Genomic DNA, 15879 nt, shown 5'->3' with positions numbered 1-15879 from the left:
GTTTAAGAATGAATTATTACTTGACGGTCACTAAACCTAATTTTAAAAGGCTTTCTGCAATCTGGACGGAGTTCCAGGCTGCTCCCTTTAATAGATTATCGGAAACCACCCATAAATGGAAGCCTTTATCCTCATCCAAGTCCTTGCGAATCCGACCGACGAATACGTCATTTTTGCCAACGGAAGAAGCAGGCGTTGGATAGATTTGTTGTTCCGGTTCATCCTCCAGCACTACTCCAGGAGCCGTTTTCATCAAATCCTTGATTTGAGAAGCTGTCACTCCTTCTTTTTCCACTTCAATATAAACAGATTCCGAATGACCCGTAACAACAGGAAGCCTTACACATGTTGCAGCTACCGGAAGATCATTCATATGCATGATTTTCTTAGTTTCATTAATCATTTTCATCTCTTCGAACGTATACCCATTATCTTGGAATTTATCGATTTGAGGAATGACGTTGAATGCGATTTGATAATGCTTTTCGTCGCCCTTGACCGGTAAAATCCTTGGTTCTATTTCTTTATCATCAAGCAAGTCGCGTGCTTGTTCTTTTAATTCATTTATTGCAGCAGCCCCAGCACCTGAAACGGCCTGATAGGTGGAAACCACGATTTTTGATAATCCATAGGTCTCGCGGATAGGTTCTAATGCCACGACCATTTGAATGGTTGAACAATTTGGGTTGGCAATGATTCCATTATGCTGTCTTAAGTCAGCTTCGTTTACTTCAGGGACGACAAGCGGCACATTTTCATCCATACGGAATGCGCTCGTATTATCCACTACTATCGCTCCGCGCTTCACTGCTTCTGGAGCCAATTCCTTAGACACGCTTCCTCCAGCACTGAATAAAGCGATATCGATGCCTTCAAAGCTTTCAGGTCTTGCTTCCTGCACTTCGATTTCTTCGCCCTTAAACGTAAGTTTGGTTCCCGCGGAACGAGCCGATGATAAAAAGATGATTTTCTTGATCGGTAAATTCCGTTGTTCGAGTGTTGAAATCATTTGTTGTCCCACTGCTCCAGTTGCTCCCACAACTGCAATATGCAATCCCTGTGTCTCAGTCATTTGTCCATACTCCTTTTCTATCTCTAAAAATTATTTTATTTATTGGATATATTTCTACTTGCTCAGAATATCATTAATTTTAACACATTAACATTCCAAAGGGTCGGACTTTAACAAAATATTCTGGTAGTGTAGTGTTTTTTTATGACTTTCCACACGGAAAAGCCCTGCATATAAATCAGTCATTATCACATGGGAGCGTATCCGAACACTAAAATCAGTCTAAACTATCCTTGAACTTTTCGACGATGACTGGCTGAATTTGCTCCCTTTCGAGTGCCGATATGATTGTGTCCCTTATCATGCTCATCCTCGCAACCATCGAGCTCGGCTTACCTATAGGATTATCCTGGCCATACGGAACGAAATAAATATCCTTTGCTGCCATCAACCTCATGAGATTGACACCATTTAACCCGAGTGCATCGTTCGTGGATATTGCCACCACAACCGGACGGTGGTTTCTCATCGTCGCTTTTGCAGCCATAAGTACGGGCGAATCGGTAAGGGCATTTGCCATTTTGCTCATTGAGTTACCTGTCAAAGGGGCGATCACCATACAATCAAGTGGCAATTTCGGCCCTAATGGCTCCGCTTTGACGATTGTATCAACGACTCGATTCCCCGTCAATTTTTCAATTCTTTCAACCCAATCATCGCCCTTCCCAAAACGCGTTTCCGTATTCTGCACGGTCGATGTTACGATTGGGATGACCTCCGCCCCTTCATTCACAAGCTTTTCAATTTCAGGAAATACTTCATCATATGTGCAATGTGATCCTGTCAATCCAAAACCAATCCTTTTCCCTTGGAGACTCATATCTTATTCCCCTTCCTTTCCCTGAACTCATCCTGAATCAATACTCCCAGCGCGTTCGCCAATATCTGACCAGCTGTTTTCGGGGCTACTATACCCGGTAAGCTCGGTGCCAACAGCGCCTTTATTCCCCTTTTTTCAGCATAACGAAAATCCGTCCCCCCTGGTTTTGAAGCAAGGTCGATGATTAATGTGTGAACGGGCATATTTGCCAGCACGTTTGCCGTAATGATCTGAAAAGGGATCGTATTGATACAAATATCAACATTTTTCATTTCAGCAGCTAGATTTTTTAACTGAAAAGGGGTTAGTGCCATTTCGCTTATCCTCGCGATATCTTCACTTTTTCTGGCCCCTACCTTAACTTTTGCTCCAAGAGCATGGAATGATCTGGCTACACTCATGCCGACCCTTCCTAAACCAAGAACAGCTACATTCGAACCATGGATTGTAAAGTCGGTATGCTGGATGGCCATCATGATTGCACCCTCCACGGTAGGAATTGAATTATAAATGGCCACATCATCGCGCTCGAACAAGAGAACAAGTTTGCGGTCCGCATTCTGAAAAATTTCATTGAGGTAGTTATTACTGATCCCTGCATAAAAAATGCAGTGTGCCGGGGTATCTTTTATCATTTCTTCCGTCAAGACAACCTCTTCGCTGGAAAAAATCGTTTCCACTTTTCCATCAGGATCCGTCCCCCGGACAGGCAGGATTACTGAATCAATTTCCTTGAAATTTATATCTTCCATTTTTTCCTTAACCGCTCCGGTAAAAGCATGGTCGAGCTGTTCAAAACCAACTAATAATAGCTTCGCATCAAGCTCCGTCAGTTTACGGACAACTTCGAGCTGACGCGCATCTCCACCAATTACAGCGATTTGCATACCTGTGAGCATTAAAACCGTCACCTTCTTCATATAAAAGATCCTAAACATCCTCGCTTCAAGGTACATGCCCTTCAAGAAGCAATTTAAGTTTTTCCGACAATCTCTAGTTACCCTGCCATCTTATGTTTTCAGTTAAAAAACGGTGATAAGAAAAGAAAAAACGCCTTAGCTATCCGCAGCTGAGGCGTTTTTTGACTATTCATGGGAAGCATGCCAAAGAGGACACCGATCTGTAATCATGCTCTATCCGTCCATATGCTCCCCATCTTTCGAAAGCCCTTCCTGGAAATCAATGATCACCATATCCGTCCCGATTTTTTTTATATGGTTCCAAGGTACCCGGATTTCACTTCCATTCTTCATAAGGCCGAACCATTTGACCGAAGGGATGATCAATGTGGTAATTTGTCCAGTTTCGTCTATTTCCAGATCCGTCTGTCCGAGAACCCCCAATCGTTCCGCCCTGTTTACATCAACTATCTCCTTACCGCTCATTTCACTCAATCTCACTTATAGCTCCTCCTTTTTCACCTTATAATCCATCTATATCCGAAAAAGAAAAACTTAGAAGGCTTTTCCGCAAATATTGTCCACATCTCATGCCCCTTCCATTTTCATGATTTTTTGCAAAAAAAATCCGACCTTCCATTTGCAGAGGAAGATCAGACGTTTTGATTATTATTTGTCCCAGTTTTCCAGGGGGCTCACCAATGACAGGGAGTGTTCCGTAAAGATTTGGTTTGCCAGTTCATTTACGGTACCTTCCGTCACCTCGTCAATCTTGATGATGATATCATCGAGGGAACGGTGCTCACCCAACATGAGCTCATTCTTGCCATTTCGGCTCATGCGGCTATTCGTGCTTTCAAGACTAAGCATCAAGCTGCCTTTAAGCTGCTCTTTACTATTGCGCAATTCCTTTTCAGTGATGCCGTCCCTTTTTAAAGTATCCAATGTTTCCTGAATCGTTTCATACAGGCTATCCAATTGGCTTGTGCCTGTCCCGCCATAGACTGTCACCAAACCGCTATCTTGGTAGCTGGAGTGATAAGAATATACGGAATAGGCAAGGCCGCGTTGCTCCCTGACGTCCTGGAATAAACGGCTGCTCATGCTTCCCCCAAGAATATTGTTCAAGGTAATCAAGCTGTATGTTTTATCATTGCCGATTTCCAATCCTTTGTACCCAAGGCATAAGTGGGCTTGCTCCGTTTCTTTTTTACGAGTGATCCTATTTTCATGAAAAGCTGGCTTGATCAATTCAGGACGGTGCTCCCCTCCTTGATACGAGCCAAAGTAGCTTTCGACTTCTTGAATCAACTTTTCATCGACATTCCCAGCTATGGAGATTACCACTTTATCTGGTGTATACATATCATGGACGTATTTCTTCAATGTTTCACTATTGAATGTTTCAAGCGTTTCCTCCGTACCCAGGATTGGATAGCCCAGCGGATGCTTTTCATATACCGCCTGGCTTAAGAGGTCGTGAACAATATCATCCGGTGTGTCTTCATACATTTTAATCTCTTCATAGACGACATTTTTTTCTTTTTTAAGCTCTTCTTCATCGAAGGTTGAATTAAAGAACATATCTGCAAGGATTTCAAGTGCATAGCTAGCATGGTTATCCATTACTTTTGCATAATAGCATGTATATTCCTTTGAGGTGAATGCATTCACTTGGCCGCCGACGCTATCGAACGACTCGGCAATTTCACGTGCATTCCTTGTTGTTGTCCCTTTGAAAAACATGTGCTCCAGAAAATGCGAAACTCCATTCAATTCAGGGGTTTCATTTCGGGAACCGGTTTTAATCCATACTCCGATGGCTGCCGAGCGTACTGTTGGAATATTTTCCAATACGATTCTTACTCCATTTTGACACGTGTATTTCTTAATCAACTAACATTCCTCCCAAGCATTCTATGCTGCTAATGTAACCCAAATATTATGGGGTCAATCGTTTCTCATCTACTGCTTCTGAAACGGTAACGACATCCAGGTCTTTCTTTTTTATTTCTATAATCAGGGCTTCCAACGATTTTGCGGTAGATTCCGTAGGATGCATCAAGATGAACGCCCCCGGGTGAACCTTGGAAAGCACTCGTTGTTGAAGGACTTCGGGACTTGGCTTTTGCCAGTCAATCGTATCGACACTCCACATGACGGTCTCCATGCCCAAAGAATCAGCGATTTGAACCGTCTCGTCCCGGTAGCTGCCGCTTGGCGGGGCGAACCATTTCATTTTTGAGCCTGTCACCGCTTCAATGACTTCGTTCGTCTTTCGAAGTTCTTCACGTGTAGCCTGTGCCGATATATTCTGCATATTGGGATGTGAATAGGAGTGATTGCCAATTTCATGGCCCCCATCCCTGATCATTTTGGCCAATTCCGGATTTTTCTTGGTCCAATTACCCTCCAGGAAGAAGGTGGCCTTGACGTTATTCTTTTTTAATACACCCAGCATATCCTGTAAGTATTCATTCCCCCAAGCCACATTGATTAAAAATGAAACCACCGGCTTTTCAGGATGGGCACGGTAAATCGGAGCGGGGTCGAGATCCTTTAAATGTACTGTCGCAGGGACCTGCTCGAGTACCAGTTTATCCTCATCGAACTCGCCCGCCTTCTTCATGGCTTTATATGAATCATCAATGTTGACCTTAAGGCCATTATAGGCAGGAACGGTTTTCCAGACCGAATCTATTCGGGCATCCTGTGGCGCAACCTCATATTTTTTTGCTGAATCTTTGATTTGTAAAAGAATATCATCTTCTTGCTTCATCGTAGCAACTGAATCATCCGTCAATTGGGCCAGATAAAGCTGTGTATATGGATTTTGCACTAATAACCATGATATACCTGCAATGGCACTTATCGCAACTATCTGCTTCCATTTATTATTCATTTTTTCCGCCCCCTTCATACCAAAATGTATGAAGAAAACGGACAAGGTAGAACATGTCATCTTTTTAATGCCATTTCCCTTGAACCGCCATTTGCTCATTCAATAGAAAAAGCATGCAGATTCACAAGGAATCGCATGCCGGGAACATTTATTTCTATTACGATTGAGAAGGGTTGGCTGCCTCTTTTTGCTCTTTCAGGACGGCTTTACGGGAAAGGTTCACCCTGCCTTGCTTGTCAATCTCGGTTACTTTCACCAATAGCTCATCTCCAAGTGAAACGACATCTTCCACTTTTCCGACTCTTTCTTCAGCCAGTTCAGAAATATGTACCAAACCGTCTTTACCATTGAAGATTTCAACGAATGCACCGAATTTTTCAATGCGTTTCACTTTACCTAAATAAAGTTCACCCACCACGACTTCACGGACGATATCCTCAATGATTTTCTTCGCTTTTTGAATCATTGGCTCATCTGTTGATGAGATGAACACCGTTCCATCTTGTTCGATGTCGATTTTCACGCCAGTTTCTTCAATGATCTTATTGATATGTTTTCCGCTCGGTCCAATGACATCACGGATTTTATCCGGGTTGATGGACATTGTAACGATTTTAGGAGCATATTTGGATAATTGTTCACGCGGTTGATTGATGGTTGACATCATGGATTCCAAAATATGCATCCGTCCATGTTTCGCTTGAAGCAATGCTTCTTCAAGTATTTCCTTTGAAAGACCTTCAATTTTGATATCCATTTGCAGTGCAGTGACACCTTTTGAAGTTCCAGCGACTTTAAAGTCCATGTCACCCAGATGATCTTCCATGCCTTGAATGTCAGTTAGGATCGTATAGTGCTCGCCAGTTTTGACAAGTCCCATTGCTATTCCGGCAACTGGAGCTTTCAATGGTACCCCAGCATCCATCATTGCCAAAGTGCTTGCACAAATACTTGCTTGTGAAGTTGAACCGTTCGATTCAAGGACTTCAGACACAAGCCTGATCGTATAAGGAAAATCTTTGTCATTAGGGATGACCGGTTCCAAGGCTCTTTCACCAAGTGCACCATGACCGATTTCCCGGCGGCCTGCTCCACGGATCGGGCCCGTTTCACCTACACTGAAATGCGGGAAGTTGTAGTGATGCATAAAGCGTTTTGACTCTTCGGTTCCAAGGCCGTCCAAAATCTGGACATCACCCAATGCACCTAATGTACAAATCGAAAGCGCTTGGGTTTGTCCACGTGTGAACAATCCAGAGCCATGTGTACGCGGCAAAATGGTGACTTCTGAAGATAGTGGTCTGATTTCATCAGGATTTCGGCCATCCGGACGCACTTTTTCTTCCGTGATCAAACGGCGGACTTCGGATTTAACCAATTTATTCAGGATTTCTTTGATTTGTTTTAGCTTAGCTTCATCTGTCTCTTCTTCATAATTGGCCAATACACGATCTTTTACCACTTTAATCGCATCTTCGCGAGCATGTTTTTCCTGAACTTGCACTGCTTTGTTCAAGTCCGCTTCACAATGGCCCTTCACTTCCGCTTCAAGGTCCGCATCCACTTTATATAAAGCGATCTGCATTTTCTCTTTGCCGATCTCCGCAACGATTTTCTCCTGGAATGCAATGACCTTCTTGATTTCGTCATGGCCAAACATGATGGCTTCGAGCATCGTTTCTTCAGGTACTTCATTCGCTCCTGCCTCAACCATGTTGATGGCATCTTTAGTACCGGCAACCGTCAGATTGATGTCACTTTGAGCAAGTTGGTCGACAGTAGGGTTAATAATGAATTCATTATTGATTCTTCCCACAACCACTCCAGCAATTGGACCTTCGAACGGAATATCGGAAACTGAAAGCGCTAGGGATGAACCTAGCATCGCTGCCATTTCCGTGGAGCAATCCTGGTCCACACTCATGACCATGCTGATGATCTGAACATCATTCCTGAAGCCGTCAGCGAATAACGGACGGATCGGACGGTCTATTAAACGGCTAGCAAGGATCGCCCTTTCACTTGGCCGGCCTTCACGCTTGATGAAGCCTCCCGGAATTTTACCGACTGCATAAAGTCTTTCTTCATAGTTGACTGTCAAAGGGAAGAAGTCGACATTTCTCGGTTCCTTCGAAGCCGTTGCCGTACTTAATACAGCAGTCTCTCCATAACGGACCATTACTGCTCCGTTGGCTTGTTTGGCCAATTGCCCTATTTCCACCGTAACATTACGGCCGGCCCAATCAAATGAATACGTATGTTTTTCCTGTCCCATTCATTAAACCCCTCTCTGAATCTTCACTTAGAGGCTTAGTTTACCTAAACCTGTATTGGATTAAATCATTTATATGTGAAAGTAACTGAACTCAAGTAAAAACCAAACTATTCCTATTATGCACGAAAAAAACAAGCATTAACAGCAAAATGAATAAAAATTTCATTCATTCGAATATGTATATCCTGATCATCTATAAACGGAAAAAGACCCGGCTCACGCCGAGTCCCAAGGACGAAGGCTCAGCCTTAAAGTAGAACACGTCCAAATCATTTGATTAACATCAAAAAAGCGGGAAATTTCCCGCCTTCCTGAAAAAAATTATCTACGTAGACCTAATTTGTTAATTAGTGTACGGTAACGAGTAACGTCTTTGTTACGTAGGTAAGTTAAAAGGTTACGACGTTTACCTACCATTTTAAGAAGACCGCGACGTGAATGGTGGTCTTTTTTGTGAGTGCGTAAGTGACCGTTCAAGTTGTTGATTTCTTCTGTTAAAACTGCGATTTGCACTTCTGGAGATCCAGTGTCAGTATCGTGAGTTCTGAACTCAGCGATTAGTTCGTTTTTGCGTACTTGTGTAATTGCCATAATATTATTCCTCCTAAAATTCTGTAAAATCACCTATTACCGAGCCAGCGTCGGAGTCTCGACTAGCCAAGCAATGGTTATTTTCATACATATAATAGAATACATGCATTTCACTAAAATTGCAAGTCCTGTCTTCTGTTATTCTATTTATGTTCGAGCTCCGCGAAATAAGCGATCGCATTCTCCTTGTCCGCTTCAATCTGGGCAACCAATGATTCAAGCCCGGAAAACTTCTGTTCGCTCCGAAGTCTAACATGCCATTCGACAGAAACCTGGCTGCCATAAATATCCCCCGAGAATTCCAATGCATGGACCTCCACCGTAGGATATTTAGGTTTTTCCTCATGGAACGTGGGTTTATAACCGACATTGCAGACTCCATGATACCATTTGCCGCCTATGTTGATCCTGACAGCATATACGCCAGAAGCAGGGAAAATGTAATCATCGCTCACCTCTATATTAGCGGTGGGGAATCCTAGCTTCCTGCCCCTTTTTTCACCGTGAACGACATGCCCCTTCGTTATGAAGCGGCGGCCTGCCAAATGATAAAAATCGATGAAATCACCATTGCCAAGGGTCTCCCTGATTCTTGTCGAGCTAACTTTTTCATCTTCGAGTGTCTGCTTGGCGACTACCGTCTGTGAAAACCTTCCCTGTGCGTAAACAGGCAGATCTTCCATCGAACCTTGACCATAACGGCCATATGAATAATCAAAGCCTGCGACTACGTGGCGGACATTTAACCCTACAATGTATTCGTCAACGAACCGTTCCGGCAATACCGAAGCGAACTCCTTGCTGAAATGGACAATGAATAAATAATCTATCTCCATCGACTCGATGATAGCCACCTTATCTTCAAGCGGGGTAATATAGCGGATATTTTCCGTTTTCCTTCCCAAGACTGCAGAAGGATGCGGATCAAATGTCATGACGGCTGACTTCAGGTTCATTTCATCGGCTTTTTGCTTGGCGGTTTGTATAACGATCTGATGGCCTTTATGTATCCCATCAAAAAACCCAAGCGCCATAACAAGCTCAGGAAAATCATCCGAATTAAATTGATGAGGATGCTCTATTGCAATCACTTTCACCTTTCAATCTCCTCTTTCCGACGGCAAAACGGTCTATGATTCTTGTGCCAATACTTTTACAGGTTTAATTAATCCTTCTTTTGTCGGATGTACTTGATAAATGGCAATTGCCTTATCGGATGGGTCCACCATCACAAAGGGCACCCCTTTTTCGGCAGCAACATCCCCTGTTTGTTCCAATACCGCACCGTTGAGTACTTTCTTTGCTACTTTATCACTAATCTTACATTTCGGCAAATGAAATAATCCACGCTCTAAAGGCAATAGAAAATCATCCGATTGTCCAGTTTCCATGTATGCTTCGACCTCCGCAAACGTCAAACAGTCATCAAGCTTGAAGCCGGCTGATTCAATCCGGGTCAAATCTGACATATGGGCAGGTATACCAAGTTTTTCACCCATCATGACGGCAAGAGTCCTGATATACGTTCCTTTGCTGCACTTGACGCTAAAGCGAAAAGAAATCGTTTCTCCGGAGAATTCCGTACGATCATCGAGAAGGGTAATATCGTAGATGGTGACCTCCCTTGTCGGCCTCTCCACTTCAATACCTGCACGGGCATATTCATACAATTTCTTCCCGTTCACCTTCACAGCTGAAAACATCGGCGGTGTCTGTTCGATTTTCCCTGTCAATGATTCCAGCACTTCCAGGACCCGGTCCCGCGTAATTACTTCATCGATGGTTTTCTCCTCGACTTTTTCACCGCTTGCATCCTCGGTTGTCGTGGAAAAGCCGAGGGTCACTTCCCCTTCGTATGCCTTGCCGGCTTCTGTCAAATACTCGGCGATTTTCGTTGCCCTGCCGATACAAATCGGCAAAACCCCTGTTACATCAGGATCAAGTGTTCCCGTATGCCCAACCTTTTTTGTTTTCAATATCTTTCTTAATTTAAAAACACAATCATGGGATGTCATTCCCTTTGGTTTCCATAATGGAAGAATGCCGTTCATGGCTGTCACCTCATCATTCATTTTCAAAAAAAAAGGGGCCGACTTCAAGAAGTGCAAAGCACTTTTTGAGTCGGCCTCCTTTTTACTGCTTGCTTATTCTTCGTCTTTTTCAGCCGGTTTATCCTCTGAATTGATTTGGGAAATCAATGACTCGATGCGATTGCCATAATCGACCGATTCATCAAATTCAAAAAACAGCTCAGGAGTTTTACGAAGACGGATTCTTTGCCCGATTTCTGAACGCATGAATCCTTTGGCCTTTGCTAGCCCTTGCAGTGTTTTTTCCCGTTGCTCCTGGTCACCCAGAACGGAAATGTAAACAGTTGCCTGTTGTAGATCTCCTGTAACCGCAACGTCCGTTACGGTTACAAATCCGATCCTTGGGTCTTTTATTTTGCGGCCGATAATTTCACTCAGCTCTTTTTTCATTTGTTCGCCAACACGATTTGAACGAAGGCTCATAATATCACCTCAATAGCCCTAAAGCCAGTCTATATCTGTTATTGTTCGCTCTAGTTCCGGAAAAGAATCTAGAAATTTAAGGGCATTTTGAAGTTCCCTCTCAGTAGCCTTCCTTGAGGATGTTACGGTTACGATCGTGATCTTTGTCCGCTGCCATAAATCCTGAAAATCGGTTTCGGCTACCGATATATTGAACTTTTGCTTAAGCCGTGTCATGACACGCTGCAACACGGCTCGTTTTTCTTTCAATGAATGGGTGTCATGGATGATGCATTCACATTGGACAGAGCCAACGATCATTTACGCTCGATCTCTTCCATCACATATGCTTCGATTACATCGCCTTCTTTAAGGTCATTGTAATTTTTAATGGTGATCCCGCACTCATAGTTCGTTGCCACTTCTTTAACGTCATCTTTAAAACGTTTCAATGCATCAATTTCACCTTCGAAAATGACGACACCTTGACGAATTAAGCGGATTCCGCTATCGCGTGTGATTTTTCCTTCAGTAACATATGAACCGGCAATCGTGCCGACCTTAGATACTTTGAACGTTGTACGAACTTCAGCTTGACCGATGATTTTTTCTTCGAATTCTGGGTCAAGCATCCCTTTCATGGCCGACTCGATCTCTTCAATCGCTTTATAGATGATGCGGTGAAGGCGGACATCGACATTTTCCGATTCAGCTGCACGCTTCGCATTCACGTCAGGACGGACGTTAAATCCGATGACGATCGCGTTGGAAGCTGTGGCAAGGATGATATCAGACTCCGTGATGGCTCCGACGCCAGTGTGGATGATCTTCACTTTAGCGCCTTCCACTTCTATTTTATTCAGGGAGGCTGCAACTGCTTCCGCAGAACCTTGAACATCCGCTTTCAAGATGATGTTCAATTCCTTAATTTCCCCTTCTTTCATTTGCTCGAACAATGTATCTAAAGTTACACGGGATTTTTCATTACGTTGTGAAGCCAACTGCCTTTGCGCACGAACTTCCCCAACTTGACGGGCCGTTTTCTCATCTTCAAAGACGATGAAACGATCGCCAGCTTGTGGAACTTCGTTCAATCCAGTGATTTCAACCGGTGTGGACGGACCTGCATCCTTCACACGGCGGCCAAGATCATTGACCATTGCACGCACACGTCCGAACGTATTACCGATAACGATTGGATCTCCGATTTTCAACGTACCGTTTTGAACAAGCAATGTCGCAACAGATCCGCGTCCTTTATCCAAGCGAGCTTCGATGACCGTTCCGTTTGCTTTACGAGTTGGATTCGCTTTATACTCCTCCACTTCACTTACAAGCAGGATCATTTCAAGCAAGCTGTCGATGCCCTCACCGTTTTTAGCCGAAATAGGTACGAAAATGGTATCTCCGCCCCATGCTTCCGAAACTAGACCGTGCTCAGTCAATTCTTGCATAACGCGGTCTGGGTTCGCCGCTTCTTTATCCATTTTGTTTACAGCTACGATAATTGGAACTTCAGCCGCTTTGGCATGGTTGATGGCTTCAACCGTTTGAGGCATAACGCCATCATCCGCTGCAACGACCAGGATCGTGATATCCGTAACCTGAGCACCACGGGCACGCATTGTTGTAAACGCGGCATGTCCTGGCGTATCAAGGAATGTAATTTTCTTATCGTTTACTTTGACTTGATAGGCACCGATGTGCTGCGTGATTCCGCCAGCTTCGCCTTCCGTCACTTTAGTGTGGCGAATTGAATCAAGCAATGTCGTTTTACCATGGTCGACGTGTCCCATAATCGTTACGACGGCCGGACGTTCAATCAAATCTTCAGAAGCATCTTCAGTCACCAATGATTCAAGATCGGTTAGGTCGACACGGATTTCCTCTTCAGCCACTACACCGTACTCAGCACAAATCAATTCAATCGCGTCTTTATCCAAGGTTTGGTTAATTGTAGCCATGACACCAAGCATAAAGAGCTTTTTGATGATTTCTGAAGGTTCACGGTGAAGTTTTTTTCCAAGTTCCATGACGGTCAAAGACTCATAGAACGTAATTTTCTCTGGCAATTCCCGTTCTTTACGCTTTGTAACAGGCGCTGCTGGCGCTTGTTGTCTTTGTTTGTTATTTTTATTTTTGTTATTTCTGTTCCGGTTAAACTGGCCTGCCGGTTTTTTCGTGCCTACAGGTTTAACTGGTGGTTTTTTCTTAAGCTTTTCTTTATTTACCGTGCTTTTCTCATCTGCTTCCGCTTCGTATTTTGCAACGGTGGCGTTAGCTTTCGGTTCAGCAGCTTGGTTTTTATCTTCGTTTTTAGGTTTAATTGAATCGTTTAATTTATTTACAGTTGAATCGTCTAATGCTGTCATATGGTTTGTTACCTCTATATTCATTTCTTTAAGTTTATTTATTACATCCTTGCTTGAAACGTTCTTTTGTTTTGCATATTCATATACACGCAATTTTGTCATACGTTCACCCCCGTAAAATTTAATCGAGCAGCGTTCGGAGTTTTTGTGCAAAACCTTCATCCAGAACTGCGACGGCAACTCTAGCATCCTTGCCTATCGCATGGCCGAGCATGGACCTGCTTTCGACTCTTTTTAAAGGAACCTGATAAAATGCGCACTTATCAGATATTTTTTTTTCAGTGTTTTTTGAAGCGTCCGCGGATAAAATAACAACTTTGGCATTACCGCTTCTAATCTCTTTAACCACTAATTCTTCACCCGAAATTAGCTTGCGTGCTCGATTGGCCAATCCTAATAGAGACATCCATTGTTGTTGTTGGGTCATGATGTTTAGTTTTTCTCCTTATTCACTAATTCAAGCAATTGTTCATAAAGGGAAGAATCGATTTGGGTACTAAGGTGATTAGCCAGCACGTTTTTCTTTTTGGCCAGCTCGATAATATCCCGATCAAGAGTCAAATAAGCTCCCCTTCCCGATTTCTTTCCGGTCGGATCAAGGCTGACTTCCCCTTCTTTAGATCGAACGATGCGGATGAGTTCCTTCTTCGGCTTCATTTCGCCTGTCGCCACACATTTGCGCATCGGGATTTTTTTTCGGCTATTCATCTTTTTTCACCTCTGGATTACTCGTTATCCTCTTCGAAATCTGTATCCTCTTCATTAACATAACTATCTCTGCTTAAAAGGAATTCTTGTTCTTCCACTGGATAGATCCCAGCTTCACGTGCTTCCGTTTCACTCTTGATATCAATTTTCCAGCCAGTAAGCTTGGCAGCCAAACGGGCATTTTGTCCACGCTTACCAATTGCCAGGGATAATTGATAATCAGGAACGATGACGGTCGTCGCTTTTTCTTCTTCTTTTACGATGACTTCAAGGACCTTGGAAGGACTTAAAGCATTCGCTACGAAAATGACCGGGTTCTCCGACCATTTGACAATATCGATTTTTTCGCCTTTCAGTTCATTGACGATGGCCTGAACACGTTGGCCTTTTTGCCCTACACAGGAACCGACAGGATCGACTTCTTCGTTATCGGAGTGAACGGAGATCTTCGAACGGTCGCCTGCTTCGCGGGCAACTGATTTAATTTCCACCGTTCCATCGAAAATTTCAGGCACTTCGATTTCGAATAAACGTTTTAAAAGTCCAGGATGTGAGCGGGATACAAAAATTTGCGGGCCCTTCGACGTCTTTTCGACTTTCGTGATGAAAACTTTGATGCGATCATGGGGTTTATATTGTTCATTCGGCATTTGCTCATTCACTGGAAGCAAAGCTTCGATTTTTCCTAGGCTTACATAGATGAAACGGGAATCCTGGCGTTGAACGATGCCAGTCATGATATCTTCCTCGCGGTCGATGAATTCGGCATAAATGATGCCTCGCTCTGCTTCACGCACCCTTTGAGTGACGACTTGTTTCGCAGTTTGAGCAGCGATACGGCCGAAATCCTTAGGCGTAACTTCCATCTCGACAACGTCCTCTAACTGATAGTTGGGATCAATTGCTCTTGCTTCTTCAACAGAAATTTCCAGACGCGAATCGAATACTTCGTCAACAACGTCTTTTCTAGCGAATACACGCATCGTTCCTTTACCAAGATTCAAGTCGATACGTACATTTTGCGCTTGGTTAAAGTTACGGCGATATGCCGATATAAGAGCAGCTTCAATCGCGTCGATCAAAACTTCCCTGGAAATTCCTTTTTCGTTTTCTAAAATATAGAGAGCATCCAATAACTCATTGCCCATGGTGATCCCCCTTACGGATATTTAATGAATGATTTACTTGACTTAAGAGAAGGTAATGGCCAATCTTGCTTTGGCTACCTTTTCGAATGGTATGACGATCGTTTTCTTTCGTGTCTTGATCCTGACTTCCAGCGTCACTTCTTTACCATCGAAACTGGTTAGGGTTCCTTCGAATTCTTTTTCATCTAAAATGGGCTCGTATGTTTTTATGTAAACATTTTTACCGATAGCATTAAGGAAATCCTTCTCTTTTTTCAGAGGCCTTTCTGCTCCGGGAGATGAAACTTCGAGAAAATAATTTTGTGGAATCGGATCAACCTCATCAAGCTTTTCACTGAGTTTTTCACTCACATTTCCGCAATCTTCAATATCTACGCCTGTTTCTTTATCAATGTATACTCGAAGGAACCAGCTTTTACCTTCCTTCACATACTCCACTTCAACTAATTCAAGCTGCAATTCCTCAAGAATTGGTAATGCTAATTCCTCTACAACTTCCGTTACCTTTTTACTCATTTGTTTCCTCCATACGTGCGTTGTATGCGCTTGGTTTCGGATTCAAAATTAAATGGTCAATACAACACGAAAGAGTGGGTTTCC

The 15879-nt window shown here is 43.4% G+C and carries 17 protein-coding genes; all 17 read right to left on the bottom strand.

The window, feature by feature from the left end; translation table 11 throughout:
• Positions 1-16: 16 nt before the first annotated feature.
• The 17 genes from asd to rimP all read right to left on the bottom strand — a co-directional run bounded on the left by asd (position 17) and on the right by rimP (position 15795).
• The gene (asd, locus tag AS888_RS24350) at positions 17-1072 is read right to left on the bottom strand and encodes an aspartate-semialdehyde dehydrogenase (protein WP_061144662.1); all 1056 of its coding nucleotides are present in this window, start codon (positions 1070-1072) and stop codon (positions 17-19) included.
• A gap of 217 nt (positions 1073-1289) precedes the next feature.
• Positions 1290-1892 carry a dipicolinate synthase subunit B gene (locus tag AS888_RS24345; protein WP_061144661.1) on the bottom strand — a complete coding sequence of 201 codons (603 nt, stop codon included), beginning with the start codon at positions 1890-1892 and terminating at the stop codon, positions 1290-1292.
• On the bottom strand, positions 1889-2791 hold the full coding sequence (gene dpaA / locus AS888_RS24340) for a dipicolinic acid synthetase subunit A (RefSeq protein WP_061144660.1): 903 nt from the start codon (positions 2789-2791) through the stop codon (positions 1889-1891). The genes AS888_RS24345 and dpaA overlap by 4 nt, the downstream gene beginning before the upstream one ends.
• Before the next feature lie 234 nt (positions 2792-3025).
• Positions 3026-3292, bottom strand: a complete 267-nt coding sequence (locus tag AS888_RS24335; protein ID WP_061144659.1) for a YlmC/YmxH family sporulation protein — start codon at positions 3290-3292, stop codon at positions 3026-3028.
• Positions 3293-3460: 168 nt separating this feature from the next.
• Positions 3461-4687 (bottom strand): M16 family metallopeptidase, encoded by a 1227-nt coding sequence (locus AS888_RS24330; RefSeq protein WP_061144658.1) that lies wholly within the window; start codon positions 4685-4687, stop codon positions 3461-3463.
• A 46-nt stretch (positions 4688-4733) separates the two neighbouring features.
• On the bottom strand, positions 4734-5693 hold the full coding sequence (locus AS888_RS24325) for a polysaccharide deacetylase family protein (protein ID WP_061144657.1): 960 nt from the start codon (positions 5691-5693) through the stop codon (positions 4734-4736).
• 157 nt (positions 5694-5850) lie between these two features.
• The gene (pnp, locus tag AS888_RS24320; RefSeq protein WP_061144656.1) at positions 5851-7968 is read right to left on the bottom strand and encodes a polyribonucleotide nucleotidyltransferase; all 2118 of its coding nucleotides are present in this window, start codon (positions 7966-7968) and stop codon (positions 5851-5853) included.
• A gap of 321 nt (positions 7969-8289) precedes the next feature.
• Positions 8290-8559, bottom strand: a complete 270-nt coding sequence (gene rpsO / locus AS888_RS24315; RefSeq protein ID WP_053345367.1) for a 30S ribosomal protein S15 — start codon at positions 8557-8559, stop codon at positions 8290-8292.
• Between the two features lie 143 nt (positions 8560-8702).
• The gene (gene ribF, locus AS888_RS24310; RefSeq protein WP_061144655.1) at positions 8703-9656 is read right to left on the bottom strand and encodes a bifunctional riboflavin kinase/FAD synthetase; all 954 of its coding nucleotides are present in this window, start codon (positions 9654-9656) and stop codon (positions 8703-8705) included.
• A gap of 33 nt (positions 9657-9689) precedes the next feature.
• Positions 9690-10610 (bottom strand): tRNA pseudouridine(55) synthase TruB, encoded by a 921-nt coding sequence (gene truB / locus AS888_RS24305; protein WP_061144742.1) that lies wholly within the window; start codon positions 10608-10610, stop codon positions 9690-9692.
• A 93-nt stretch (positions 10611-10703) separates the two neighbouring features.
• Positions 10704-11072 carry a 30S ribosome-binding factor RbfA gene (gene rbfA, locus AS888_RS24300; protein ID WP_034313607.1) on the bottom strand — a complete coding sequence of 123 codons (369 nt, stop codon included), beginning with the start codon at positions 11070-11072 and terminating at the stop codon, positions 10704-10706.
• Between the two features lie 18 nt (positions 11073-11090).
• Positions 11091-11372 carry a DUF503 domain-containing protein gene (locus AS888_RS24295; protein ID WP_057913375.1) on the bottom strand — a complete coding sequence of 94 codons (282 nt, stop codon included), beginning with the start codon at positions 11370-11372 and terminating at the stop codon, positions 11091-11093.
• Positions 11369-13525, bottom strand: a complete 2157-nt coding sequence (gene infB, locus AS888_RS24290; protein ID WP_061144654.1) for a translation initiation factor IF-2 — start codon at positions 13523-13525, stop codon at positions 11369-11371. The genes AS888_RS24295 and infB overlap by 4 nt, the downstream gene beginning before the upstream one ends.
• A gap of 19 nt (positions 13526-13544) precedes the next feature.
• Positions 13545-13850 carry a YlxQ family RNA-binding protein gene (locus tag AS888_RS24285; RefSeq protein ID WP_061144653.1) on the bottom strand — a complete coding sequence of 102 codons (306 nt, stop codon included), beginning with the start codon at positions 13848-13850 and terminating at the stop codon, positions 13545-13547.
• Positions 13851-13855: 5 nt separating this feature from the next.
• Positions 13856-14131, bottom strand: coding sequence for an RNase P modulator RnpM (gene rnpM, locus AS888_RS24280; protein ID WP_057913378.1), 276 nt, complete (start codon positions 14129-14131; stop codon positions 13856-13858).
• A 17-nt stretch (positions 14132-14148) separates the two neighbouring features.
• Positions 14149-15279, bottom strand: a complete 1131-nt coding sequence (gene nusA, locus AS888_RS24275) for a transcription termination factor NusA (RefSeq protein WP_057913379.1) — start codon at positions 15277-15279, stop codon at positions 14149-14151.
• 42 nt (positions 15280-15321) lie between these two features.
• Positions 15322-15795 (bottom strand): ribosome maturation factor RimP, encoded by a 474-nt coding sequence (rimP, locus tag AS888_RS24270; RefSeq protein WP_061144652.1) that lies wholly within the window; start codon positions 15793-15795, stop codon positions 15322-15324.
• Between the last annotated feature and the right edge of the window lie 84 nt (positions 15796-15879).

This window comes from Peribacillus simplex (assembly GCF_001542915.1).
GTDB lineage: Bacteria > Bacillota > Bacilli > Bacillales > DSM-1321 > Peribacillus > Peribacillus simplex_B.
The sequence above is the reverse complement of the archived record's forward strand: the minus strand, read 5'-3'. Positions and strand labels throughout refer to the sequence as shown.

What these genes read in the sequence shown, in the direction of transcription:
- nusA (WP_057913379.1), bottom strand. Translation starts at nt 15,279, where the DNA reads ATGGGCAATGAGTTATTGGATGCTCTCTATATTTTAGAAAACGAAAAA.
- truB (WP_061144742.1), bottom strand. Translation starts at nt 10,610, where the DNA reads ATGAACGGCATTCTTCCATTATGGAAACCAAAGGGAATGACATCCCAT.
- asd (WP_061144662.1), bottom strand. Translation starts at nt 1,072, where the DNA reads ATGACTGAGACACAGGGATTGCATATTGCAGTTGTGGGAGCAACTGGA.
- AS888_RS24345 (WP_061144661.1), bottom strand. Translation starts at nt 1,892, where the DNA reads ATGAGTCTCCAAGGGAAAAGGATTGGTTTTGGATTGACAGGATCACAT.
- rpsO (WP_053345367.1), bottom strand. Translation starts at nt 8,559, where the DNA reads ATGGCAATTACACAAGTACGCAAAAACGAACTAATCGCTGAGTTCAGA.
- pnp (WP_061144656.1), bottom strand. Translation starts at nt 7,968, where the DNA reads ATGGGACAGGAAAAACATACGTATTCATTTGATTGGGCCGGCCGTAAT.
- AS888_RS24285 (WP_061144653.1), bottom strand. Translation starts at nt 13,850, where the DNA reads ATGACCCAACAACAACAATGGATGTCTCTATTAGGATTGGCCAATCGA.
- infB (WP_061144654.1), bottom strand. Translation starts at nt 13,525, where the DNA reads ATGACAAAATTGCGTGTATATGAATATGCAAAACAAAAGAACGTTTCA.
- rimP (WP_061144652.1), bottom strand. Translation starts at nt 15,795, where the DNA reads ATGAGTAAAAAGGTAACGGAAGTTGTAGAGGAATTAGCATTACCAATT.
- dpaA (WP_061144660.1), bottom strand. Translation starts at nt 2,791, where the DNA reads ATGCTCACAGGTATGCAAATCGCTGTAATTGGTGGAGATGCGCGTCAG.
- AS888_RS24325 (WP_061144657.1), bottom strand. Translation starts at nt 5,693, where the DNA reads ATGAATAATAAATGGAAGCAGATAGTTGCGATAAGTGCCATTGCAGGT.
- rnpM (WP_057913378.1), bottom strand. Translation starts at nt 14,131, where the DNA reads ATGAATAGCCGAAAAAAAATCCCGATGCGCAAATGTGTGGCGACAGGC.
- rbfA (WP_034313607.1), bottom strand. Translation starts at nt 11,072, where the DNA reads ATGAGCCTTCGTTCAAATCGTGTTGGCGAACAAATGAAAAAAGAGCTG.
- AS888_RS24295 (WP_057913375.1), bottom strand. Translation starts at nt 11,372, where the DNA reads ATGATCGTTGGCTCTGTCCAATGTGAATGCATCATCCATGACACCCAT.